A 21,816-nucleotide genomic window follows, 5' to 3' on the forward strand; every position below is an offset into this window, starting at 1 on the left:
GTACGACGCTTCTTACGGTGTTACTCCTCGACGTGCCGGCGCAACGCCTTTACGTCGAGCGGACCCGGGACGCGGAGCGCCCTCGGAAGTGCCCGGCGGCGTACCGCCTGGTCCAGACAGACCTGGGCGGGGTGTACATATGCACCCCGGCCGGGCAGCGTACCGCGAGGATCGGGGACGCATTCGTCCCCGACCGCCACGATGCGCAGCAGTTCGGTCTTGGCCGCTCGCTGCCTGCACCCCACACAGGTGCGCTCAGGGCATGCGCGGGCTCGCGTCCGGCCAGACACTGCTAAGTCTACCTCCCCGCACCGACCTCACCCCTTCGGGGCAAAGATCGAACGGCTGTTGTCGTAATCCAAGCCACCTGCGGCTTGGAACTATTCCCCCCGTCCGGGTGAACCCCGGACGAGGAGAGGCGTCTCCCGCCGGGTGAGCTACTCGGTCACCTGTTCGGTATCCGGGCGGATGTCGATCCGCCAGCCGGTGAGCCGGGCGGCGAGCCGGGCGTTCTGTCCCTCTTTGCCGATCGCCAGCGACAGCTGGTAGTCCGGCACGGTCACCCGGGCGGACCGGGACGCCAGGTCCACGACCTCGACCTTGGAGACCCGGGCCGGGGACAGCGCGTTCGCCACCATCTCGGCCGGGTCGTCCGACCAGTCGACGATGTCGATCTTCTCGCCGTTCAGCTCGCCCATGACGTTGCGGACCCGGCCGCCCATGGGGCCGATACAGGCGCCCTTGGCGTTCAGGCCCGAACGGGTGGAACGGACCGCGATCTTCGTACGGTGACCGGCCTCGCGGGCGATGGCGGCGATCTCGACGGACCCGTCGGCGATCTCCGGCACCTCCAGCGCGAAGAGCTTCTTCACGAGGTTCGGGTGCGTGCGGGAGAGTGTGACGGAGGGACCGCGGACGCCCTTGGCCACCCGCACGACGTACGACCGCAGCCGCATCCCGTGCGGGTAGGTCTCGCCGGGCACCTGCTCCTGCACCGGCAGGATGGCCTCCAGCTTGCCGATGTCGACGAGCACGTTCTTCGGGTCGCGGCCCTGCTGGACCACTCCGGTGACGATGTCGCCCTCGCGGCCGGCGTACTCGCCGAGCGTGGCGTCGTCCTCGGCGTCGCGCAGCCGCTGCAGGATCACCTGCTTGGCGGTGGTGGCGGCGATCCGCCCGAAGTCCGACGGGGTGTCGTCGAACTCGCGCGCCTCCTGCCCCTCCTCCAGGTCCTCGGGGTCCTCCTTCGCCCACACGGTCACGTGCCCGGTGTTCCGGTCGAGCACCACGCGCGCGTGGCGGCGGCTTCCCTCGGTGCGGTGGTAGGCGATGAGGAGGGCCGACTCGATCGCCTCGACCAGCAGGTCGAAGGAGATCTCCTTCTCCCGAACCAAGCCCCGCAGGGCGCTCATGTCGATGTCCACGGCTACGCCTCCTCCTCTTCCGTCATGTCCTTCTTGTCCTTGCGGTTGAACTCGACCTGCACACGTGCCTTGTCGATCTCGGCGAAGCCCAGTCTGCGGGCGGTCGCCTTGCGTCCCTTGACCCCGGGGACTTCCAGGTCGAGGCCCTCGTCGTCGGCGTCCAGGATCCTGGCGACCAGTTCCCCGCCCTCGGCCAGCTGGAACCGCACCAGGCGGTCCACGGCGCGCAGGTAGTGCCGGTGCTCGGTGAGCGAGCGCTCCGCGCCGGGGGTGCCGACCTCCAGGGTGTACTCCCCCTCGCCCATCGCGTCCGTCTCGTCGAGCTTCGCCGAGAGCTCACGGCTCACATCGGCGACCTGGTCCAGGTCCGCCCCGGTGTCGGAGTCGACGACGACACGCAGCACTCGCTTGCGTCCGACGGAGTCCACGGCGATCTCTTCGAGATCCAGTCCCTGGGAGGTGACGAGCGGTTCCAGGAGCTCTCGCAGCCTCTCGCTCTGGGTGGTGCTCATCCGGGTGACTCCTCGGCCGCGTGTGCTGTTGTGGGATGGGTCGCGCGTCTGGTCAAAGGGTATCGGGTCGCGGGGGGTGTTGCGTGCGGGTGCCTCCGGCGGGGGGGGCCGAACGCCCACGGGGGGGGTGGGGCTGCGGTTCGGGGGCGGGTGCGGGCCGGTGGGGGCTTATCGCGCAGTTCCCCGCGCCCCTTGAGGGGGTTGCGGTCAGGGGCGTCGAGGCGGTGACGTCAGTTGTGGGGGAGCACGGGTAACGTGATCACGGTCGGGTGCATGTCCGGCCGTGTGTTCGTACGAGCCCCCTTGAGGACGTCTGCCGTGCCGTTCCCCTCGCTGTTGCGCAGAAGGAGCCTGTTCGTTTCGGTGGCCTCGGCCGCCGTGCTGGTGGGCTGCTCCGCCGATCCGAAGTCGGCCGGGAGCGGTGGGAGTACGTCGGTGTCCGCGCGGGCACGCGCGCGTGCGGCACGGGACAGCCGGGGGCTGCTGCGGCAGTACGACGCCGTGCTCGCCGCCCATCCGGCGCTCGCCGAGCGGTTGCGGCCGCTGCGGGCGGAGGTGGCGGCGCACGCGGCGGCGTTCGAGGAGGGCGCGACGGCCTCGCCCACGGCGACCGGTTCGCCGTCGGCCACGGCATCCCCGTCGGCCTCGCCGACCGTGCCCGCCGACGAGAAGTCCGCGCTCGCCGCACTGGCCGCCGCCGAACGCGGCCTCGCCGACCAGCGGGCCAGGGCACTGCTGGAGCTGCCGGGCGAACTGGCGCGACTGCTGGCCGGGGTGGCGGCCGCCGGGGCCGGACACGCGTACCTGCTGACGAAGGGCGACCGGTGAGCGACGAGGCGAAGGCGGGCGTGCTCAAGGCGCTCCAGGCGGCGCTGGCGGCCGAGCACGCGGCGGTGTACGGCTACGGCGTCGTCGGCGGCAGGATCGATCGGCAGCGGCTGGCCGAGGCCCGCTCGGCGTACGACGCGCACCGGGCCGGCCGGGACGCGCTGGTCCGTGAGGTACGGGACCTGGGCGGTACGCCCGTCGCCGCGAGCGCGGCGTACGCGCTGCCGTTCGCCGTCACGGACCCGGCGACGGCCGTACGACTCGCCGCCGAGCTGGAGGAGCGGGTCGCCGACGTCTACTCCGACCTGGTCCGGGCGTCCTCGGGCGGGCGGCGCGGCTCGGCGGCCGGGGCGCTGCGGGAGGCCGCGGTGCGGGCGGTGCGCTGGAGCGGGGAGAGCGTAGCCTTCCCTGGGCTCGCCGAGCGGGCGGGTACCGGGGCCGGTACCGGGGCTGCGGCCAGTGAGTCGGCCTCGCCCTCGGCCTCGGCTGCTCTCTAGAGGTGGAAAGGAACGACTCGCGTATGGCTTTCGAACCGCCGCGGCGCCTGGTGAGGGCGCTCGGTGAGACGGCGCCGGACGGTGACGAGTGGCTGGAGAAGCTGCCGGGCACGGTGGAACAGGCCGTCGCGCTACGCGAGTTGACCGTGGAACGGGTACAGGTGCCGGGCGGCCGCAGCAGTGTGGTGCTGCTGGTGCGGCGGGCGGACGACACGCCTGCCGTGCTGAAGCTGGCGCCGCGGCGGGCCCGGCCGGAGAGCGAGGCGGTGGCGCTGGCGCACTGGGGCGGGCTCGGTGCGGTGCAGGTGCTGGAGGCCGACGGGGCCGCCGGGGTGCTGCTGCTGGAGCGGCTGCATCCGGAGGTGTCGGTGCGGTCGCTGCCCGAGGCCAAGGCGCTGCTGGAGGCGGCGGGGACGCTTCGCCGGCTCTGGGTGCGGCCCCCCGAGGAGCACGTCTTCGAGACCGTGGCCGAGCGGACGGAGCGGCAGGCCACGGCGATGGCCTGGGCGGCCGGCGACACCGAGCTGGCGCCGCTGGTGACGGCGGCGGTCGCGGCCCGGGAGGAGTTGCTGGCCGCGCCGCCCGAGCAGCGGCTGCTGCACGGCACGTTCCGGCAGAGCAAGGTGCTGGCCGGGGAGCGGATGCCGTGGCTGGCGGTGGGGCCGGATCCGGTGGTCGGGGAGTGCGCGTTCGATCTGGCGCGGCTGGTGCGGGACCGGGTGGAGGACCTGATCGCGTCGCCCTCCGGGGCGTCCATCACCCGGCGGCGGATCAAGCGGCTCGCGGAGTCCCTGGAGGTCGACCAGGAACGGCTGCGGGGATGGACGCTGTTCCGGGCGGTGGAGTCGGGGGTGCGGGCGCTCCGGGTGGGGCGGCCGGGGGATGCGGAGCTGTTGCTCGAGTTCGCCGGGTGGGTTTGACGTTCCCGGCTGCGGGTGCGTTGTGGCTGGTCGCGCAGTTCCCCGCGCCCCTTTCGGGGCGTTCAGCCTTCCCTCAGTTTCAAGGCCAGGACCGGGCAGTCGGCCGCTGCTCTGCGGGCTCGCTTCCTCGTGCGGGGCGGGACGGGGCGGCCGTCGACCAGGGGGTAGCCCCACTCGTCCAGGGTGATGTGTTCCGGGAGGAGTTCCGCGCACAGGCCGTGGCCCTGGCAGGACGTCCAGTCGATGTCTATGTGCTGGTCCATGTCAGATCTCTTCGGTGGGTACGGGGAGCACCGGGGTGCGGTCGGTCGCGGTGCAGTGGCCGTGGGCGTGGGCGTCGAGCTCGGTCGTGAACGTGGTGAGGGCGCTGCGGACCAGGCGGATCGTGCCGTCGGGGTGGTGGCAGGCGCCGCGGCCCTCGACCAGACCCGCCCAGCGGGAGATGTCCGTGCGGGCGGTGCCCTGGGGGCCCGGCACGGCCAGGGTCTGGAAGGCCGCGGCCATCCGCGGGAGGCCGTTGAGGCAGGGGCCGCACTGGCCTGCCGACTGGAGCGCCAAGTAGCGCAGGACCCGGGCGGTCTCGGTGAGGCCGCAGCGGTCGGCGGGGAGGGCTGCCAGCACGCCCGCGCCCAGGTAGGAGCTGGCGAGGGGGACTTGGGCGGCCTCGGCGGCCGGGATCCAGGTGCCGTGGTAGCCGCCGACCAGGGCCGCGGACGCGCCCTCCAGAGGCAGGAGCCGGCCGACGGGCATGCCGAACGGGGCTTCCACGACCCGGACTTCGCGGCCCGGCACGTGCAGGGTGCACAGGGTGCTGCCGGGTTCGCCAGGGGTGCCTGCCGAACGGAACCAGTCGGCGCCGTAGCGGGCGACCAGGGCCAGATGGGCCAGGGTCTCGACGTTCTGGACCAGGGTGGGGGCGCGGCGCACCCCGCGTTCACGGACCGGCGGGACCGGGTGGGCGGGGCGGGCGGGGCCGCCGGAGAGGTACTGGACGAGGGCCGAGGCCTGGCCGGAGAGGAAGCGGGCGGGCAGGCGTACGACCTGTACCCGTACCGGGTCGCGGCGCTGGGCGAGGGCCGACTCCAGGTAGGAGGCGCCCTCCTCGACCGCGAGGTACGCCTCCGCCGCGCCGACCGCCTCGGCCGCCAACTGGAGCCCGTCCAGGACCAGATGGGGCGAGAGTCGGAGCAGGGTCCGGTCCTTCCGGCTGGCCGGCTCGCTCTCCGCGCCGTTGGCGACGACGATCGGCGCGCGCTCGGTACGGCGGGCCGAGTCGGTGACCGCGACGAACTTCCGGTAGGCCGGGAAGCCCGCGCCGCCGCGTCCGGTGAGGCCGGACTCGGCCAGGGTGCGCAGCAGGGCCGCCGGATCGCCGTACCCGAGCGGGCCGTAGCGCTGTTCGTGCGTGGTGAGGTCGGCCGGGGTGCCGCCCGGGGCCAGCAGGCGCGGGGACATGTAGACGTCGGTGAAGAGCGTGGTCATCAGTGGGCCCCTTCGGTGTGCAGCAGTGCGGCGGGGGTCTGGCGGGCGGCGCGGACGGCCTGCGCGGTGCGCAGGGCGAAGGCGGTGATCACCGTCGCCACGCAGGCCACGGTCAGCCAGGTCATCCAGTCGGTGCCGGCGTCCGTGCCGATGCCGATGCCGTGGACCAGGGCGACGGGCCAGGAGGCGTACGCCAGCCAGTGCACGGCCCGCCAGGTGCGGTGGCCGAGGCGGTCCCGCAGGAGGCTGGTGAGCAGGACCGCGAGCATCAGGTCCAGGGCGACCGTGCCGAGGCCGAGCCAGAGCGGCTGGTAGTCGGAGACGAAGGGGACCAGGGCGTCGAGCGGACCGATGTCCACATAGCCGTCGACGACCGCCGTGGTGATGTGCAGGGCCAGGAAGGCCGTGGCGGAGAGGGACAGGCTGCGGTGCAGGGCGACCGTGCCGAAGCGGGGCAGGCCGGGGAGCCGGGTGCGCAGCCGGACGGCGATGCCGAGGAGGACGACGACCGTGAAGAGGGCCAGGCAGACGGCGCCGGTGGCGCGGTTGGCGTACCAGAGGGTCTCCGAGGTCATGCCGCGGCCTCCAGCGGCACCGCGGGGGCCGGCCAGCCGGGCGTGGTGACGACCGTGCCGCGGTGGGTCACCAGGCGGGCGGGCAGGCCCAGACGGGTCAGCCAGCGTTCCGCGCCCGCACCCTTGACCAGGGCCGCCGTGGTCGCCGCGTTGGCGTCGGCGCAGGTACCGGCGGCGACCGAGACCGTACGCCACGGGGAGCGGACCGGCAGCCCGGTGCGCGGGTCGACGATGTGGTGGAGGTCGTAGCCGCCGCGCCGCCAGCGGCGGGCGCCGGTGCCGGAGGTGGCGAGACCGCCGGAACGCAGGCCGACGGTGTCGTACGACCCCTGCGCGGGCGCCTCGTCCACCGGTCCGGTGATGTCCTGGACGCGGATCTGCCAGCCGCCCGCCGGAGGCGCGCCGGCCACGGCGGTGTCGCCGCCGAGGCTCACCAGCACTCCGCAGCCGGCGGCCCGCGCCAGCATCGTCGCGGCCCGGTCGGCGGCCCAGGCCTTGGCGGTGGCGCCCAGGTCGAGGCGGACGCCCTCGGGAACGGTGACCGTGCCGGTCGCGCGGTCGAGGGTGACCCTGCGCCAGCCGGGGGCGCGGCGCACCCGCAGGGAGACCGGACGGTCGTCCTCGCGGACCAGGGTGAAGTCACGGTCGTAGCCGATCGCCTCCATCGCCGAGCCGACCGTGGGGTCCACCGCGCCGTCCGTCGCCTCGGCGGCGCGCAGGGCGACGCCGAGGGCTTCGGAGAGCAGCGGGCTGACCCGGACCGGGCGGCCGTGGGTGGTGTCGAGGGCGGCCAGTTCGGAGTCGGTGCGGAACCTGCTGCACGCCGCGTCGACCTCGGCGAGCTGCCGGGCGAGGAGCAGGTTGCAGGAGTCCAGCAGGGCCGGATCGGTGACGACCAGGCGGACGGTGGTGCCGAGGGCACGCCACTCGGCGGCGGCCGTCGGGCGCGGGGCGATGGTGGCGGTCATGACGCCCCCGAGGTGGAGTCGGTGGATCCGCTGCCGGAGGTGAGGCCGTCGGAGGACGACTGGAGGTCCGAGGAGGAGGAGCTGGACGAGCTCGACGAGCTGGACGAGCTGGACGTCGATGAACTTCCGCTGTCGGTACCGGACTTGGAGATGGAGCTGGAGTCGGAGCTGGCGCTCGACGTCGTACCGGTGCCGCTCGCCGCCGTCTCGGCGTCCGACTGCATCGTGCCGACCAGGGCGAACACTCCGGCCGCCGCGGCGAGCGTGACCGCCGCCGCCAGGGCCGCCGTACGCCGGGTCCCCCGGCGGACCGCCGCGACCGCGCCCCTCTCCCGCCGGTCCCCCGGCTCCCTGCCTTGCACTCTCTCGGTCATGACCGATCCCCTCCCACGTGACTCTCTGTCACGCATTACGTTCGGGTATCGGCCTGAGAGAAGTCTGTGAGGCTCCCATACGGAACGGAAGAACTGTCTGAGACCTTCCTGAAAAGCCGCGGCGGCCCCCGGTGTGTCACCGGGGGCCGCCGCGGCGGGAGTTGAGACTCAGTTCGCGCTCAGACGGGCGATCGCCTCGTCCACCGTGAGCTCCTCGCGCTCGCCCGACCTGCGGTCCTTGAGCTCCAGGACGCCCTCGGCGGAGCGGCGGCCCGCGACCAGGATCTGCGGTACGCCGATCAGCTCGGCGTCCGTGAACTTCACGCCCGGGGAGACCCCGGCCCGGTCGTCGACCAGGACCCGCAGCCCGGCCGCCCGCAGCTTCTCCGAGACGTCCAGGGCGAGTTCGGTCTGCAGGGCCTTGCCGGCCGCGACCACGTGCACGTCGGCCGGGGCGACCTCGCGCGACCAGACCAGGCCGTGCTCGTCGGCGGTCTGCTCGGCGAGGGCGGCGACGGCTCGGGAGACGCCGATGCCGTAGGAACCCATGGTGACGCGGACCGGCTTGCCGTTCTGGCCGAGGACGTCGAGCTTGAGGGCGTCGGCGTACTTGCGGCCCAGCTGGAAGATGTGGCCGATCTCGATGGCGCGGTCCAGCTTCAGGCCGGTGCCGCACTTCGGGCAGGGGTCGCCCTCCTGCACGACGACGACGTCGACGAACTCGTCCACCTCGAAGTCACGGCCGGACACCACGTTCCTGGCGTGCGTGCCCGCCTTGTTGGCGCCGGTGATCCAGGCGGTGCCGGGGGCCACCCGCGGGTCGGCGATGTACTTCACCTTCTCGCCCAGGCCCTGCGGGCCGACGTAGCCGCGGACCAGGTCGGGACGGCCCGCGAAGTCGGACTCGGTGACCAGCTCGACGGCGGCCGGGGCGAAGTGCGCCTCGACCTTGTCCAGGTCGACCTCGCGGTCACCCGGGACACCGACGGCCACGATCTCGCCGTCGACCTTCACCAGCAGGTTCTTCAGGGTGTCGGAGGCCTGGACACCGAGGTAGGCGGCGAGGGTCTCGATGGTCGGCGTGTCCGGGGTCGGGATCTCCTCCAGCGCGGGCACGCCGGTGGCGTCGACCGGCTTCAGCGTGTAGGTGATCGCCTCGGTGTTGGCCGCGAAGTCGCAGTTCGGGCAGTCGGCGAAGGTGTCCTCGCCGGCCTCGGCCGGGGCCAGGAACTCCTCCGACTTCGAGCCGCCCATGGCACCGGCGGTGGCGGCGCAGATGCGGTAGTCGAGGCCGAGGCGCTCGAAGATCCGCTGGTAGGCCTGGCGGTGCAGGGCGTAGGAGTGGGCGAGGCCGTCGTCGTCCAGGTCGAAGGAGTAGGAGTCCTTCATCAGGAACTCGCGGCCGCGCAGGATGCCGGCGCGCGGACGGGCCTCGTCCCGGTACTTGCTCTGGATCTGGTAGAGGATGACCGGCAGGTCCTTGTACGAGGACGCCTGGTCCTTCACCAGCAGGGTGAAGATCTCCTCGTGGGTGGGGCCGAGCAGGTAGTCGCCGCCCCTGCGGTCCTGGAGGCGGAACAGCTCGGCGCCGTACTCCTCCCAGCGGCCGGTCGCCTCGTACGGCTCCCGGGGCAGAAGGGCCGGGAGCAGCACCTCCTGGGCGCCGATCGCGTCCATCTCCTCGCGGACGATCCGCTCGATGTTGGACAGCACCTTCAGGCCGAGCGGCAGCCAGGACCAGATACCGGCCGCCGTGCGGCGGACGTAACCGGCGCGGACGAGGAGCTTGTGGCTGAGGACCTCGGCGTCCGCCGGGTCGTCACGCAGCGTCTTCGCCATCAACTGGGACATGCGTTGGACCGGTGCGTTCGCCATGGTTCTCGTACTCCTGCCGGAAAAGGTTGATGGCTAGGAGGTTAGCCGGGCTCGCTGTGCCGGTGGAAATCGGTTAACGACGACGGCCTACTTGCGGCGCAGCGGCAGCGGTGCGCCCATCACGGCGTACGGCTTCGGGGCGCTGGGGAAGAGCACCCGGCGGGCCAGGTCGGCGTAGCCGAGGGAGTGGTAGAGGCCGCGGGCCGGGCTGTCGGTGTCGATCGCGGAGAGGATCGAGCGCGGCTCGGCGGCGCCGTCGGTGATGAGCGTGATCAGGCGGCGGCCGATGCCACGGTTCTGGTGGTGCGGGTGCACGTGCAGTTCGGTGATCACGAAGGAGTCGTCGAGCCAGTCGGCGTTGCCCAGGGCGCTGAGGTAGGGCTCCACGACGGTGGACCACCAGTGCGTGCGGGAGTTCGGCATGCCGTAGACGAACCCGACGAGCAGGCCTTCGGACGTGGCGCCGAGCGCCCTGGCACCGGGGTACTGCATGTGGCGGAGGACGATCTGCCGGCGGACCGCCACCTCGTCGGGGCCGAGGCCGAATGCGATGGCCTGGACCGCGAGGGCCTCGTCTACGTGGGAAGGGAGGTCCAGGGGGCCGATCACGAGGTCCATGTGGGGAGGGTACAGCGGGCGGAGCGTCGTCGTCCGGGTGCAGGTGGGTTGCGGATGCCCGCGTGGTTCCCCGCGCCCCTGCCGGGGCGCCGCCCTGGCGCCTGTCGGCGGAAACCGTCGGCAGGAACCTCAGAACAGCACGCTCATGAAGGCGCCGACCTCCTGGAAGCCCACTCGCAGGTACGCCCGTCGCGCCGCCGTGTTGAAGTCGTTGACGTACAGGCTCACCACGGGGGCCACGTCGGCGAGCGCGTAGCGCAGGACCGCCGCCATTCCGGGGGCCGCCAGGCCCATGCCCCGGTACTCGGGGGCGACCCACACGCCCTGGATCTGGCAGGCCGAGGTCGTGGCCGCGCCGATCTCGGCCTTGAAGACGACCTTGCCGTCGTCGTCGAGCCGCGCGAACGAGCGGCCGGAGCCGACGAGTTCGGCGACCCTCGCCTGGTAGAGGAGGCCGCCGTCGCCGGCCAGCGGGGAGACGCCCACCTCCTCGGTGAACATCGCCACGCAGGCCGGCATGATCGCCTCCATCTCGTCCTTGCGGATGCGACGGACGTACGGATCCGGGGCGATGCCGGCGGGCATCCGGTCGGCCACCATCAGCGGCTGGTGGCCGCGCACCTCGCGGGCCGGGCCCCAGTGCGGTTCCAGGAGGCGCCACAGCTGGGCGGTGGCCTCGGCGGGGCCGACGATCGAGGAGCAGCGGCGGCCGGCCCGGCGGGCCCGGTCGGCGAAGGCGCGGACCGCGCGCGGGGTGGCGCAGATCGGGACGAGGTTGGCGCCGGCGTAGCAGAGGGACGTGAGCATGCCGTCCTCGTACCAGCCCCACATCTCGCCGCCGAGGCGCCAGGGGTCGAGGCCGGCGATCTGGACGCGGGAGGTCACGAAGGCGTTCGTGACCGGCTCGCGGTCGAGTACGGCGAGCGCGGCGTCCAGGTCACTCGGTTCGAGCACCCGTGAGGTGGTCTGCGTCAACACGTGCGGGGCCTCACGCTGGGGGTTGCTGATCTCCGCACTGTACCTGCGGAAGCCTGGCCGTGCCGCCCCGTGTGCGGTGAAGTGGCCGCGAGCTGGGGCTGCCGTCCCTGGGGGCTGCGCCCCCGGACCCCCGCTTCGGCCTCCGGCCTCGTCCTCAAAGGCCGGACGGGCTGAACTACTCAGCCCCTCCGGCCTTTGAGGAGCGGGGTCCAGGGGCGGAGCCCCTGGCGGGGTCGAAGGGGCGGCGCCCCTTCAGGACGGGACGGGTAGGGGCGGCGGGGGCGAGAAAACCTGCCCCCGAGCCGGTCTCAGCCCGCCACCGACACCGACGGCTCCCCCGACTCCATGCCCGCCGCCTCCATCTGCTCGGCCAGCTTCATGGCCTCCTCGATGAGGGTCTCGACGATCTTGGACTCGGGGACCGTCTTGATGACCTCGCCCTTGACGAAGATCTGGCCCTTGCCGTTGCCGGAGGCGACGCCGAGGTCGGCCTCGCGGGCCTCGCCGGGGCCGTTGACCACGCAGCCCATGACGGCGACGCGGAGGGGGACCTCCATCCCGGTGAGACCGGCGGTGACCTCTTCGGCGAGCTTGTAGACGTCGACCTGGGCACGGCCGCACGACGGGCAGGAGACGATCTCCAGGCCGCGCTGCTTGAGGTTCAGGGACTCCAGGATCTGGTTGCCGACCTTGACCTCCTCGACCGGAGGGGCCGACAGGGAGACGCGGATCGTGTCGCCGATGCCCTGGGAGAGGAGCGCGCCGAAGGCGACGGCCGACTTGATCGTGCCCTGGAACGCCGGGCCCGCCTCGGTGACGCCGAGGTGGAGCGGGTACTCGCACTGGGCGGCCAGCTGCCGGTACGCCTCGATCATCACGACCGGGTCGTTGTGCTTGACGGAGATCTTGATCTCGCGGAAGTCGTGCTCCTCGAAGAGGGACGCCTCCCACAGGGCCGACTCGACCAGGGCCTCGGGGGTCGCCTTGCCGTACTTCTGGAGCAGCCGGCGGTCCAGGGAACCGGCGTTGACGCCGATGCGGATCGGGGTGCCGTGGTCCTTGGCGGCCCGCGCGATCTCCTTGACCTTGTCGTCGAACTGCTTGATGTTGCCCGGGTTGACGCGGACGGCGGCGCAGCCGGCCTCGATCGCGGCGAAGACGTACTTCGGCTGGAAGTGGATGTCCGCGATGACCGGGATCTGCGACTTCTTCGCGATGACGGCGAGCGCGTCGGCGTCGTCCTGGGTGGGGCAGGCCACCCGCACGATCTGGCAGCCGGACGCGGTCAGCTCGGCGATCTGCTGGAGGGTGGCGCCGATGTCGGACGTACGGGTGGTGGTCATCGACTGGACCGAGACCGGGGCGTCTCCGCCGACCGCGACGGAGCCGACCTGGATCTGCCGGCTCTTCCGGCGCTCGGCGAGCTTGGTCGGAACGGACGGCATGCCGAGAGAAATCGCAGTCATCTGCTGTGCAACCCCAAGTCGTGGATCTAGGTCCAGGTCCCGTCCGAAGCGGGTTCCAGGCTTCGAGATTACGGCACCGGCACAGGACCGAGCACATCCCCCATCCGTAAACCCACTCGATGGAAGCGGCCCCGAACAGAGTGTTCCGAGCCGCGTCGAACATCTTGTGGCTACGAGGTTTTCCCGGAATGAACCACGTCAGGCGCGCCTTGGACGCTCGGGAGGACTTGGCCATCGAGGCTCGTGCGGATGGTCAGTGCGGGGCCCGCCTCGTAGCTCAGGACCGGCGTGCCCTTCCCCTCCTCGTCGAGGAGCTTGACGATGTCCGGCCACACACCATCGGCCAACCATGTCCGTTGCCTGCAACGCACCTTCTCGGGGTTGCCGAATCGCTCTGGAAGGTCACGCCCCTCTCTGTGCCGAAAATCCGGGTCCACGATGTCGACACGCACCTTGAGCGACTCCAGCAGGCCACGCTGCTCGGAGGACGAAAGGGACCGGATGTCCGGAGCGGCCGCTCCCAGTACTGACGTAAGCCGGGCGGCCCAGTCGACTCGGTCCTCCAGCTCCGCCAGCCAGTCCCGCGCATGGGCCAGGATCCGTTCGAAGGCCTCTTGCTCCGCTTCGAGCTGCCGCATCGCTGCAGCGATGGCACGGCTGTGCTGTTCCTGGCGCCCTGATCCGTCGATTTCTTCCGCGCACTGCGCAATAAGCAGTTCCAGCGACCTCACTCGCACAGGGTGTCGGATCAACTGCGTTTGCGCCTGGGAGGAGGCTGGCGGCATCGGCCGACTGTGCCGCGGCATCGAAGCCGGCAAGACGTTCACCTGCCGCGCCACCTGCTCCTCTGCGTGATCGGCTCGCAGGAAGGGGCAGCCGCAGCGCGAAGCCGCGTTCCACCCCGAACAGCGATACGTCCGGACCCCGTCTTCGCTCCGGAAGCAACCGACGTAAGGCCGTCCGCATGACCCATGGATTCGCCCGGTGAGCGGGATCAACACACTCTCACCATGCAAAGGTCGCCCGTCGTTGCCGAGGCGGGTGCAGTGGCCGCCCCACTGCTGATCAGGGCGCCGAAAGACGGCCTCCCCGACAAACGCCGCGCTCTGCAAGCGTCGGTGAAGGTTCACCCTTGTCCAGCGCTTGCCGCTTCGGGTGGGAATCGCGCGTCCGTTCAGTTCCTCGGCGATGTCCATCAGCGTGCGGCCACCCTCGATCACAAGATCGACCAGGAGCAGCACCACAGCCGCTTCGGCCGGGTCGACTTCGAGAGTCGACCCGAAAGCGCCCTTCCCGCTGATTCTGTAGCCGTAGGGGGCCGGGCCACCCGGCCAGCCGCCATCAAGCGCCTTGAGTTGCCGACCCGCCTGGGTGCGGGCGACGATCCGGCGGTAGTCCGCCTCTACTGCCTGCGCCAGCCGGTCGATGGTGAGCCATCTTTCGAGGCCGGCGTCTTCGATCTGCCAGATGCGGCGCCAGACGGCGGACTCCGTTCGGCCCAGACGGTCGAGACGATGCACGAGAACGAGGTCCACGCGGCCTTCGCCGATTTCCACGAGCAGTTCGTCGAGCCGAGGCCGAGAGTCCGTGCTCCGCCGTCGAGACCCGCATGTACGCGGCGACAGCGAGGGGCACGGCGTCTCCGGCCTTGTCTTCTGCGCACAGTCCCTTCGAGACTGGCCAGACCCCAGGGTGTTGGCGCACTGCCGGGGTCACCCATGAACAACAAGAACGTACGAAGTTCGCACATGCATCGTGAGCGCAATCCGCACCCTTCACCCGTACGGGCCACACGAGCGAGGGGCGCGGCATCACTGCACTATGACAAGAAATGACCATTTCTCAGCTGATCTTGACCGGGTTGACTACATCAGCGACTAGGACCAAGAGGGTAAAGCAGACGAAGATCCCCGCCACCACATAAGCCACCGGCATCAGCTTCGCCACGTCGAAGGGGCCGGGGTCCGGGCGGCGGAGCAGCTTGGCGAGGCTTCGGCGCAGCGACTCCCACAGGGCGCCCGCGATGTGGCCGCCGTCCAGCGGCAGCAGCGGGAGCATGTTGAAGAGGAACAGGGAGAGGTTGAAGCCGGCCACCAGCATCAGGGCCATGGCCAGCTGCTCGGTGGGCGGGATGTCCAGGGTGAAGATCTCGCCGCCGACCCGTGCCGCGCCGACCACGCCCATCGGGGAGTCCGGCTGGCGGGGGGCGCCGTCGAAGGCCGAGTCCCACAGGGCCGGGATCTTGCCGGGCAGGCCCGCGATGGAGTCGACGGCCTCGCCGAGGCGGTCGCCCATCCAGGTCACCGAGTCGCCGAAGTCCTGGCGGACGATGCCGGTGGCGGCGCTGAAGCCGAGGAAGCCCGCGGTGACGTACTGGCCCGTGACGATCTGGCCGCTGGAGTCCTTCTTGGCGACCTGGTTGGTGGCGATCTTCGCGTGCAGGGTGACGTCCTGCCCCTTGCGGTCGACGACGATCGCGACCTCCTTGCCGGGGGCGGACCGGATCAGGTCGGAGAGCTGGTTCCAGCTCGACGTCTGCACGCCGTTGAAGGAGAGGATCTTGTCGCCCGCCTTGAGGCCCGCCGCGGCGGCGGGCGAGGAGGCGTCGGTCTTCTTGCAGGTGTCGCGGTTCTCGCTCTGCGCGATCACGCACTGGGAGACCGAGCTGACCGTGGTGGTCTGCTGGCTGATGCCGAAGCCCATCAGGACCGTGAGGAACAGGGCCACCGCGAGGATCAGGTTCATGAAGGGGCCCGCGAACATCACGATCACGCGCTTCCAGGGGGCGCGCGTGTAGAAGAGGCGGGACTCGTCGCCGGGCTGGAGCTCCTCGAAGGCGGCCGAGCGGGCGTCCTCGATCATGCTGCGCCAGGGCGAGGTGGAGCGGGCGGTGACCCGGCCGTCGGCGCCCGGCGGGAACATGCCGATCATGCGGATGTAGCCGCCCAGCGGGACGGCCTTGATGCCGTACTCCGTGTCGCCCTTGTGCCGCGACCAGATGGTCGGGCCGAAGCCGACCATGTACTGCGGGACGCGGATGCCGAAGAGCTTGGCGGTGGAAAGATGCCCCAGCTCGTGCCAGGCGATCGAGACCAGCAGGCCGATCACGAAGACGACTATGCCGAGGATCATCATCAGGGCTGTCATGCACGCGCCTCCGCGGTCGCCTTCTGCGCTGTCAGTTCCCGGGCCCGGATCCGTGCCCAGGTCTCCGCTTCGAGTACGTCCGGCACGGTCAGTGAAGTTCCCGTACGAGGGGTGCCGTGTTCCTCGACCACTCGTGTCACGGTCTCCATGATGCCGTTGAAGGGCAGCAGACCGGCACGGAAGGCTTCGACGCACTCCTCGTTGGCCGCATTGAACACCGCCGGCGCCGTGCCCGCGAGCTCACCGACGTGCCTGGCCAGGTTCACCGACGGGAAGGCCTCGTTGTCCACCGGGAAGAACTCCCAGGTGGAGGCCTTGCTCCAGTCGAAGGCGGGCGCCGCGTCCGGAACCCGTTCGGGCCAGCCGAGACCGATGGCGATCGGCCCCCGCATGTCGGGGGGCGTCGCCTGCGCGATCGTGGATCCGTCCGTGAACTCGACCATCGAGTGGACATACGACTGCGGGTGCACGACCACCTCAATGCGGTCGAAGGGAATGTCGTAGAGGAGGTGCGCCTCGATGACTTCCAGCCCCTTGTTGACCAGGGTCGCGGAGTTGATCGTGATGACCGGCCCCATCGCCCAGGTGGGGTGGGCGAGCGCGTCCTCGACGGTGACGTGCGCCAGGTCGGCCTTCGTACGGCCGCGGAAGGGGCCGCCGGAGGCGGTCACGACCAGTTTCCGGACGTCGGCCCTCGTCCCCGCCGCCAGCGACTGGAAGAGCGCCGCGTGCTCGGAGTCGACCGGGATGATCTGGCCGGGCTTGGCCAGCGCCTTGACCAGCGGGCCGCCGACGATCAGCGACTCCTTGTTGGCGAGGGCGAGGGTGTGCCCCGCCTCCAGGGCGGCGAGGGTCGGCGCGAGGCCGATGGAGCCGGTGATGCCGTTGAGGACGGTGTGGCACTCCGCGGAGTCGGCGGCGGCGACCTGTGTGGCCGCGTCGGGGCCGGCGAGGATCTCCGGGAGCGGCTCACCGGGGCCGTAGTGCGCGATGAGCGCCTCGCGCAGCGCCGGTACGACGTCCTCGCGGGCGACCGCCACGGTGCGCACCCGCAGTCGGTGCGCCTGCTCGGCGAGGAGGGCGACCCGGCCGCCGTGGGCGGAGAGGGCGGTGACCCGGAAGCGGTCGGGGTTGCGCAGCACGAGGTCGATGGCCTGGGTGCCGATCGATCCGGTGGAGCCGAGGATCACCACGTCCTTCGGGCCGTCGCCCACGAGCGGGTCGTACACGAGGTGCGGGTCGGCGAGGGGTGCCGGACTGGCGGGACTGTCGGTCATCCCCCCATTGTTGCGGCAACCGGCGGCGCCGAGGACAGCGCGTCCCTCCCGCGGGTGCCTTATCAGCCCTTGGCGCCCTATGGAGCGGAATTCCCTTTGTGAGGTTCAGGTGAAGATCGTGTGATAACACTTCTGTCGGGCCGGCGGGGATGACCGGCCCGACCGGAAGACATCCTGGGGGGATCTCTCCATGCGTACTCCGCGCATACGCGCCGCCGTGCCCGCGCTCGCGGGCGCCGTTCTGCTCACCGGCACCCTGCTCAGCACCCCGGCCCAGGCGGCCGGCGGCGTGACCGTCTACCACGTCTGGTTCGACAGTCCGGGCAGCGACAACCGCTCCAACGCCAGTCTCAACGCCGAGTGGGTGCAGATCAAGAACACCGGCGGCTCGGCCGTCTCGCTCAAGGGGTGGGTCCTCAAGGACGTCTCCAACCACCGCTACGTCTTCAAGAGCGTCAAGATCGGCGCCCACAAGACGATGAAGGTGCACACCGGAAGCGGCACGGACACCGCGTCGAACAAGTACCAGAACCGCCGCGCGTACGTGTGGAACAACACCAGCGACACGGCGACGCTGACCAAGGCGAGCGGCGCCAAGGTCGACTCCTGCTCCTGGACGACGCGGGACCCGAGCGACAAGTACTGCTGAGTCGCCGCTTCAGCAGTACCTGCCCGAGCGGCCTCACCCAGGAGGCGTCACTTGAAGGGGCGCCGGACGTTGTCCCGCTGCGACGGTCCGGGGGTCGCGTCGGCGATCCACGGGCCCTCGCCCGAGGGGTCGACGATCCCCTGCTCCAGCCATGCGAAGGAACCGCCGAGCACGCCCTTGACGACCTTGCGGTCCAGGTCGTCGGTGTTCGACCAGAGGCGGTTGAACAGCTCGTCGACGCGGATGCGGGCCTGCCGGCAGAACGCGTCGGCGAGCAGGTAGGCCTCGCGTCCGTGGTCGCCCTGGCGGCGCAGCAGTTCGGCGCGCACGCAGGCCGCGCTCATCGCGAACAGCTCGGCGCCGATGTCCACGACCCGGCCCAGGAAGCCCTGCTTGGTCTCCATCCGGCCCTGCCAGCGGGACATGGCGTAGAAGGTGGACCGGGCCAGCTTGCGGGAGTGCCGCTCGACGTAGCGCAGGTGCGGGGCGAGATCCACGCCGTGCCTGAAGTCGCCGTACGACGTGGGGAGCTGGCCCGGTCCCGCGACCAGCTTCGGCAGCCACTTGGCGTAGAAGACGCCCGCGTTGGCGCCCGCCCGCGCCTTGTCCTGGAGGGACTTGTCGGGGTCGATGAGGTCGCCGGCGACCGAGAGGTGGGCGTCGACGGCCTCGCGGGCGATCAGCAGGTGCATGATCTCCGTGGAGCCCTCGAAGATGCGGTTGATGCGCAGGTCGCGCAGGAGCTGCTCGGCGGGGACGGCGCGTTCGCCGCGGGCGGCCAGCGACTCGGCCGTCTCGAAGCCGCGGCCGCCGCGGATCTGGACCAGCTCGTCCGCCATCAGGCAGGCCATCTCGGAGCCGTAGAGCTTGGCGAGGGCGGCCTCGATACGGATGTCGTTGCGGTTCTCGTCGGCCATCTGGGAGGACAGGTCGACGACCGCCTCCAGGGCGAAGGTGGTCGCCGCGATGAAACTGATCTTGGAGCCGACCGCCTCGTGCAGCGCGACCGGCTTGCCCCACTGCTCGCGGACCGACGACCACTCGCGGGCGATCTTCAGGCACCACTTGCCGGCGCCCACGCACATCGCAGGCAGGGAGAGGCGGCCGGTGTTGAGGGTGGTGAGGGCGATCTTGAGGCCCGCGCCCTCGGCGCCGATGCGGTTGGCGGCCGGGACCCGGACCTGGTGGAAGCGGGTGACGCCGTTCTCGATGCCGCGCAGGCCCATGAAGGCGTTGCGGTTCTCGACGGTGATGCCCGGCGAGTCCGCCTCGACGACGAAGGCGGTGATACCGCCCTTGTTGCCCTCGGTCTTCGGGACGCGGGCCATGACGACCAGGAGGTCGGCGACCACGCCGTTGGTGGTCCAGAGCTTCACCCCGTCGAGGACGTAGTCGTCCCCGTCCGGTACGGCGGTGGTGGCGAGGCGTGCCGGGTCCGAGCCGACGTCGGGCTCGGTGAGCAGGAACGCCGAGATGTCGGTGCGGGCGCAGCGGGGCAGGAAGGCGTCCTTCTGCTGCTGGGTGCCGAAGATCTTCAGCGGCTGCGGCACGCCGATCGACTGGTGGGCGGAGAGCAGTGCGCCGACCGCCGGGTTGGCGGAGCCGACCAGGGACAGGGCCCGGTTGTAGTAGACCTGGGTGAGGCCGAGGCCGCCGTACTTGGTGTCGATCTTCATGCCGAGGGCGCCGAGCTCCTTGAGGCCGGCGATCACCTCGTCCGGGATGCGCGCCTCGCGCTCGATGAGCGCCGAGTCGATCTTCGTCTCGCAGAACTCGTGGAGCCGGCCGAGGAACTCCTCGCCGCGCCGCACGTCCTCGTCCGCGGGGAGCGGATGGGGGTGGATGAGGTCGAGCCGGAAGCGCCCGAGGAACAGCTCCTTGGCGAAGCTCGGCTTGCGCCAGTCCTGTTCCCGGGCGGCCTCCGCCACCTGGCGGGCCTCCCGCTCGGTGACGGTGGGTTTCTTGGCGGTGGGGGCGGACATTGAGGCTCACCTCGCCACAAAAGGGGTTTTTGGGACCGTTCGTTACCGACCAGTGCTACTGGATCGTTGGTACCTGAAACGGGCCGCCCCCACCAGTCCTCGCGGTCCGATCGGCTGACGGGCCGGCCGGCGCGACACCCTTCTCAGCCGATCGTGACGCGCTTCTCAGCCGATGTCGACCGAGTACGACCTGGTGTCCAGCCGTCCCGAGCCCTTGAAGACCTCGGTGCCGGCCTCGATGCCGGAGAGGTACTTGTCGTTGCTCAGCAGCTTGCGGCGGACCAGGGCCTGGGTGAAGTCGTCGATGTTCAGCGTGGCGCCGGTGGTGTTGGCGCGGCGCACGAAGGAGTAGACGTTCCAGCCGATGTCTCCCCGGTAGATGTCCCACATCGCGCCGCCGAGGCTGACACTGCCGTACTTGGTGCCCAGCGGGCCGGCGCCGCCCTGGCGGTCGAGCCAGATCATGATCTCGTCGGTGGGCTGGTCCTGCCAGTCCGCGGTGCTCTTGGCGTGCAGCCAGAGGTCGTAGGCCACGTCCAGGGTCCCGGGGTCGGTGCTGAGCGAGAAGTTCCACCTGGTGGTGACCTTCCTGCGGTCGCCGACCCGGATCGGCAGGCCGGTGGCCGCCTTGTCGGCCTTCCAGCCCCAGTGCCAGCCGAGGACCGTGGCGGCGTACGACTTGACGTCCGCGTCCGTGCCCTTGCTGTTGTTCGCCCAGGTGTACGACGTCCCCCAGGAGATCGTCGAGCCCGTCGCGGAGTCGCCCCAGACGCACTGGGTGCCGGTGCCCTTGTCCTGACCCCAGAGGTTGTTGTTCAGGTAATACTTGCCGAGCGTGACGGTGTCGAAGGCGGCGCACTTCCTGCTCGGCTCGCCGGCCTGCGCCACGGTGACACCCGCGGCGACGGCGAGCGCGGCCGAGGCGGCCAGCAGCGTCTTCGCCGTCCTGGACAGGCGCGGTCTGCGGTGTTGCATCGAGGGGTCCTTCCGGGGGACGGTTCGTGGTACGACCCGTCGGACGGCCGTACGACCTCTTGGTGGCCGCCGCCCCCTGGAAAGGTTGCCGAGGCCGCCTCGGCAATTCGCTGTCGAAGCGCTTCGACAGACTATGGACACCCACCCCCACTGAAGCTACTGTCGAACCACCCTCACTCGCCCTTGTCAGCAATGCGCACTGTCGAAGCGCTTCACAAACTTGGAGAGCTGGATGGTCACCCTCGCCGAGGTCGCCCAGCACGCCGGAGTCTCGGCGAGCACGGTGAGCTATGTCCTCAGCGGCAAGCGGTCCATCTCCACCACCACCCGGCAGCGGGTCGAGCAGAGCATCCGGGAGCTGGGCTACCACCCGAACGCGGGCGCCCGCGCCCTGGCCAGCAGCCGGTCGAACATCATCGCGCTGATGATCCCGCTGCGTACGGACATGTACGTACCGGTGATGATGGAGATCGCGATCGCGGTGGCCACCACGGCCCGCCTGCACGGCTACGACGTGCTGCTGCTCACCGGCGAGGAAGGTCCGGACGCGGTGCGCCGGGTCACCGGCAGCGGGCTCGCCGACGCCATGATCCTGATGGACGTGGAGCTGGAGGACGAGCGGCTGCCGCTGCTCAGGCAGACCGACCAGCCCTCCGTGCTCATCGGTCTGCCCGCCACCACCTCCGGGCTGACCTGCGTCGATCTCGACTTCGGGGCGACCGGGGCGCTGTGTGTGGAGCACCTCGCGAAGCTCGGTCACCGTGACATCGCTGTCATCGGCGAGGCTCCGGCCGTCTACGAACGGCACACCGGCTTCGCCGAGCGCACCCTGGACGGACTCCGCTCCCGGGCCCGGGAGCTGGGCCTTCGGGTGCTGCACCGGCCGTGCGAGGGCGGGTACGACGCGATGACCGTCACGCTGGCCCGGATCTTCGACGAACGCCCGGGTACCACGGGCTTCGTCGTCCAGAACGAATCGGCGGTGGAGCCGCTGCTCGCGCTGCTGCGCCAGCAGGGCCGGGCCGTGCCGGAGGACGTGTCGGTGGTCGCGATCTGCCCGGACCAGGTCGCCGTCCAGGCCTCGGTACGGCTGACCTCGGTCGCCATCCCCGCACAGGAGATGGGCCGGTACGCCGTGGAACACCTGGTCGCCAAGCTGGACGGCCGGGGCGGCGACGACGTCGTACTGATCGCCCCCGAGCTGACGGTCCGGGCGAGCACGGGACCGGCGCCGGCCGGGTCCTGACCCCTCTGCGGTGCCCCGCCGTT

Annotated in this window: 22 protein-coding genes; 5 read left to right on the top strand and 17 right to left on the bottom strand. The window is 71.1% G+C overall.

What is annotated here, in order from left to right:
• Positions 1-20: 20 nt before the first annotated feature.
• The 3 genes from IEZ11_RS18775 to rimP all read right to left on the bottom strand — a co-directional run bounded on the left by IEZ11_RS18775 (position 21) and on the right by rimP (position 1,936).
• Positions 21-290, bottom strand: a complete 270-nt coding sequence (locus IEZ11_RS18775; RefSeq protein WP_189263954.1) for a YlxR family protein — start codon at positions 288-290, stop codon at positions 21-23.
• 147 nt (positions 291-437) lie between these two features.
• A complete protein-coding gene (nusA, locus tag IEZ11_RS18780) occupies positions 438-1,424 on the bottom strand; it encodes a transcription termination factor NusA (RefSeq protein WP_189263955.1) in 987 nt (328 codons plus the stop codon).
• A gap of 2 nt (positions 1,425-1,426) precedes the next feature.
• Positions 1,427-1,936, bottom strand: a complete 510-nt coding sequence (gene rimP, locus IEZ11_RS18785) for a ribosome maturation factor RimP (protein ID WP_189263956.1) — start codon at positions 1,934-1,936, stop codon at positions 1,427-1,429.
• Positions 1,937-2,209: 273 nt separating this feature from the next.
• Between rimP and IEZ11_RS18790 the strand changes: the two genes are divergently transcribed.
• The 3 genes from IEZ11_RS18790 to IEZ11_RS18800 are packed head-to-tail and all read left to right on the top strand — an operon-like array spanning position 2,210 to position 4,181.
• On the top strand, positions 2,210-2,764 hold the full coding sequence (locus tag IEZ11_RS18790) for a hypothetical protein (RefSeq protein ID WP_189263957.1): 555 nt from the start codon (positions 2,210-2,212) through the stop codon (positions 2,762-2,764).
• Complete coding sequence (locus IEZ11_RS18795; RefSeq protein WP_189263958.1) at positions 2,761-3,261, top strand: ferritin-like domain-containing protein; 501 nt, start codon at positions 2,761-2,763, stop codon at positions 3,259-3,261. The genes IEZ11_RS18790 and IEZ11_RS18795 overlap by 4 nt, the downstream gene beginning before the upstream one ends.
• 23 nt (positions 3,262-3,284) lie before the next feature.
• Positions 3,285-4,181, top strand: coding sequence for an aminoglycoside phosphotransferase family protein (locus IEZ11_RS18800; protein ID WP_189263959.1), 897 nt, complete (start codon positions 3,285-3,287; stop codon positions 4,179-4,181).
• A 62-nt stretch (positions 4,182-4,243) separates the two neighbouring features.
• Here IEZ11_RS18800 and IEZ11_RS18805 read toward each other — a convergent pair whose 3' ends face one another.
• The 12 genes from IEZ11_RS18805 to dxr form a co-directional block, all read right to left on the bottom strand.
• A complete protein-coding gene (locus IEZ11_RS18805) occupies positions 4,244-4,444 on the bottom strand; it encodes a ferredoxin (RefSeq protein WP_189263960.1) in 201 nt (66 codons plus the stop codon).
• Between the two features lies 1 nt (position 4,445).
• Entirely contained in the window at positions 4,446-5,663 is a 1,218-nt protein-coding gene (locus tag IEZ11_RS18810; RefSeq protein ID WP_189263961.1) for an NADH-ubiquinone oxidoreductase-F iron-sulfur binding region domain-containing protein, read from the bottom strand.
• Positions 5,663-6,238, bottom strand: coding sequence for a ferric reductase-like transmembrane domain-containing protein (locus IEZ11_RS18815; RefSeq protein WP_189263962.1), 576 nt, complete (start codon positions 6,236-6,238; stop codon positions 5,663-5,665). The genes IEZ11_RS18810 and IEZ11_RS18815 overlap by 1 nt, the downstream gene beginning before the upstream one ends.
• Positions 6,235-7,206 (bottom strand): FAD:protein FMN transferase, encoded by a 972-nt coding sequence (locus IEZ11_RS18820; protein WP_189263963.1) that lies wholly within the window; start codon positions 7,204-7,206, stop codon positions 6,235-6,237. Before IEZ11_RS18820 ends, IEZ11_RS18815 begins: the two co-directional genes overlap by 4 nt.
• Positions 7,203-7,580 carry a hypothetical protein gene (locus IEZ11_RS18825; protein WP_189263964.1) on the bottom strand — a complete coding sequence of 126 codons (378 nt, stop codon included), beginning with the start codon at positions 7,578-7,580 and terminating at the stop codon, positions 7,203-7,205. The genes IEZ11_RS18820 and IEZ11_RS18825 overlap by 4 nt, the downstream gene beginning before the upstream one ends.
• Before the next feature lie 168 nt (positions 7,581-7,748).
• Positions 7,749-9,455, bottom strand: coding sequence for a proline--tRNA ligase (locus IEZ11_RS18830; protein ID WP_189263965.1), 1,707 nt, complete (start codon positions 9,453-9,455; stop codon positions 7,749-7,751).
• An 87-nt stretch (positions 9,456-9,542) separates the two neighbouring features.
• Positions 9,543-10,073: a GNAT family N-acetyltransferase gene (locus tag IEZ11_RS18835; protein WP_189263966.1), complete on the bottom strand. Its 531-nt coding sequence runs from the start codon at positions 10,071-10,073 to the stop codon at positions 9,543-9,545.
• A gap of 129 nt (positions 10,074-10,202) precedes the next feature.
• Positions 10,203-11,051 (bottom strand): GNAT family N-acetyltransferase, encoded by an 849-nt coding sequence (locus IEZ11_RS18840; protein WP_189263967.1) that lies wholly within the window; start codon positions 11,049-11,051, stop codon positions 10,203-10,205.
• Positions 11,052-11,359: 308 nt separating this feature from the next.
• On the bottom strand, positions 11,360-12,517 hold the full coding sequence (ispG, locus tag IEZ11_RS18845) for a flavodoxin-dependent (E)-4-hydroxy-3-methylbut-2-enyl-diphosphate synthase (RefSeq protein ID WP_189263968.1): 1,158 nt from the start codon (positions 12,515-12,517) through the stop codon (positions 11,360-11,362).
• A gap of 170 nt (positions 12,518-12,687) precedes the next feature.
• Positions 12,688-14,208: a recombinase family protein gene (locus IEZ11_RS18850; RefSeq protein WP_308426483.1), complete on the bottom strand. Its 1,521-nt coding sequence runs from the start codon at positions 14,206-14,208 to the stop codon at positions 12,688-12,690.
• Between the two features lie 151 nt (positions 14,209-14,359).
• Positions 14,360-15,664, bottom strand: coding sequence for a M50 family metallopeptidase (locus IEZ11_RS18855; protein ID WP_505996279.1), 1,305 nt, complete (start codon positions 15,662-15,664; stop codon positions 14,360-14,362).
• On the bottom strand, positions 15,661-16,941 hold the full coding sequence (dxr, locus tag IEZ11_RS18860; protein ID WP_189263969.1) for a 1-deoxy-D-xylulose-5-phosphate reductoisomerase: 1,281 nt from the start codon (positions 16,939-16,941) through the stop codon (positions 15,661-15,663). The genes IEZ11_RS18855 and dxr overlap by 4 nt, the downstream gene beginning before the upstream one ends.
• A 190-nt stretch (positions 16,942-17,131) precedes the next feature.
• On the opposite strand from dxr, the gene IEZ11_RS18865 reads away from it, so the two are divergent.
• Complete coding sequence (locus IEZ11_RS18865; RefSeq protein WP_189263970.1) at positions 17,132-17,590, top strand: lamin tail domain-containing protein; 459 nt, start codon at positions 17,132-17,134, stop codon at positions 17,588-17,590.
• A 47-nt stretch (positions 17,591-17,637) separates the two neighbouring features.
• Here IEZ11_RS18865 and IEZ11_RS18870 read toward each other — a convergent pair whose 3' ends face one another.
• Both IEZ11_RS18870 and IEZ11_RS18875 read right to left on the bottom strand, forming a co-directional pair.
• Positions 17,638-19,572 carry an acyl-CoA dehydrogenase family protein gene (locus tag IEZ11_RS18870; RefSeq protein WP_189263971.1) on the bottom strand — a complete coding sequence of 645 codons (1,935 nt, stop codon included), beginning with the start codon at positions 19,570-19,572 and terminating at the stop codon, positions 17,638-17,640.
• Between the two features lie 165 nt (positions 19,573-19,737).
• Complete coding sequence (locus IEZ11_RS18875; protein ID WP_189263972.1) at positions 19,738-20,547, bottom strand: GH12 family glycosyl hydrolase domain-containing protein; 810 nt, start codon at positions 20,545-20,547, stop codon at positions 19,738-19,740.
• A 232-nt stretch (positions 20,548-20,779) separates the two neighbouring features.
• Between IEZ11_RS18875 and IEZ11_RS18880 the strand changes: the two genes are divergently transcribed.
• Complete coding sequence (locus IEZ11_RS18880) at positions 20,780-21,793, top strand: LacI family DNA-binding transcriptional regulator (protein ID WP_189263973.1); 1,014 nt, start codon at positions 20,780-20,782, stop codon at positions 21,791-21,793.
• The last annotated feature ends 23 nt before the right edge of the window (positions 21,794-21,816 follow it).

This window comes from Streptomyces fuscichromogenes (genome assembly GCF_014645815.1).
In the GTDB taxonomy this organism is placed as follows: domain Bacteria; phylum Actinomycetota; class Actinomycetes; order Streptomycetales; family Streptomycetaceae; genus Streptomyces; species Streptomyces fuscichromogenes.

Bases quoted from the DNA above. Each gene is read 5' to 3' on its own strand.
- dxr (WP_189263969.1), bottom strand. From the start codon at position 16,941: ATGACCGACAGTCCCGCCAGTCCGGCACCCCTCGCCGACCCGCACCTC.
- IEZ11_RS18805 (WP_189263960.1), bottom strand. From the start codon at position 4,444: ATGGACCAGCACATAGACATCGACTGGACGTCCTGCCAGGGCCACGGC.
- ispG (WP_189263968.1), bottom strand. From the start codon at position 12,517: ATGACTGCGATTTCTCTCGGCATGCCGTCCGTTCCGACCAAGCTCGCC.
- IEZ11_RS18815 (WP_189263962.1), bottom strand. From the start codon at position 6,238: ATGACCTCGGAGACCCTCTGGTACGCCAACCGCGCCACCGGCGCCGTC.
- IEZ11_RS18790 (WP_189263957.1), top strand. From the start codon at position 2,210: ATGTCCGGCCGTGTGTTCGTACGAGCCCCCTTGAGGACGTCTGCCGTG.
- IEZ11_RS18830 (WP_189263965.1), bottom strand. From the start codon at position 9,455: ATGGCGAACGCACCGGTCCAACGCATGTCCCAGTTGATGGCGAAGACG.
- IEZ11_RS18835 (WP_189263966.1), bottom strand. From the start codon at position 10,073: ATGGACCTCGTGATCGGCCCCCTGGACCTCCCTTCCCACGTAGACGAG.
- IEZ11_RS18875 (WP_189263972.1), bottom strand. From the start codon at position 20,547: ATGCAACACCGCAGACCGCGCCTGTCCAGGACGGCGAAGACGCTGCTG.
- IEZ11_RS18880 (WP_189263973.1), top strand. From the start codon at position 20,780: ATGGTCACCCTCGCCGAGGTCGCCCAGCACGCCGGAGTCTCGGCGAGC.
- IEZ11_RS18800 (WP_189263959.1), top strand. From the start codon at position 3,285: ATGGCTTTCGAACCGCCGCGGCGCCTGGTGAGGGCGCTCGGTGAGACG.
- IEZ11_RS18810 (WP_189263961.1), bottom strand. From the start codon at position 5,663: ATGACCACGCTCTTCACCGACGTCTACATGTCCCCGCGCCTGCTGGCC.
- IEZ11_RS18825 (WP_189263964.1), bottom strand. From the start codon at position 7,580: ATGACCGAGAGAGTGCAAGGCAGGGAGCCGGGGGACCGGCGGGAGAGG.
- IEZ11_RS18870 (WP_189263971.1), bottom strand. From the start codon at position 19,572: ATGTCCGCCCCCACCGCCAAGAAACCCACCGTCACCGAGCGGGAGGCC.
- IEZ11_RS18855 (WP_505996279.1), bottom strand. From the start codon at position 15,664: ATGACAGCCCTGATGATGATCCTCGGCATAGTCGTCTTCGTGATCGGC.
- IEZ11_RS18820 (WP_189263963.1), bottom strand. From the start codon at position 7,206: ATGACCGCCACCATCGCCCCGCGCCCGACGGCCGCCGCCGAGTGGCGT.
- rimP (WP_189263956.1), bottom strand. From the start codon at position 1,936: ATGAGCACCACCCAGAGCGAGAGGCTGCGAGAGCTCCTGGAACCGCTC.
- IEZ11_RS18865 (WP_189263970.1), top strand. From the start codon at position 17,132: ATGCGTACTCCGCGCATACGCGCCGCCGTGCCCGCGCTCGCGGGCGCC.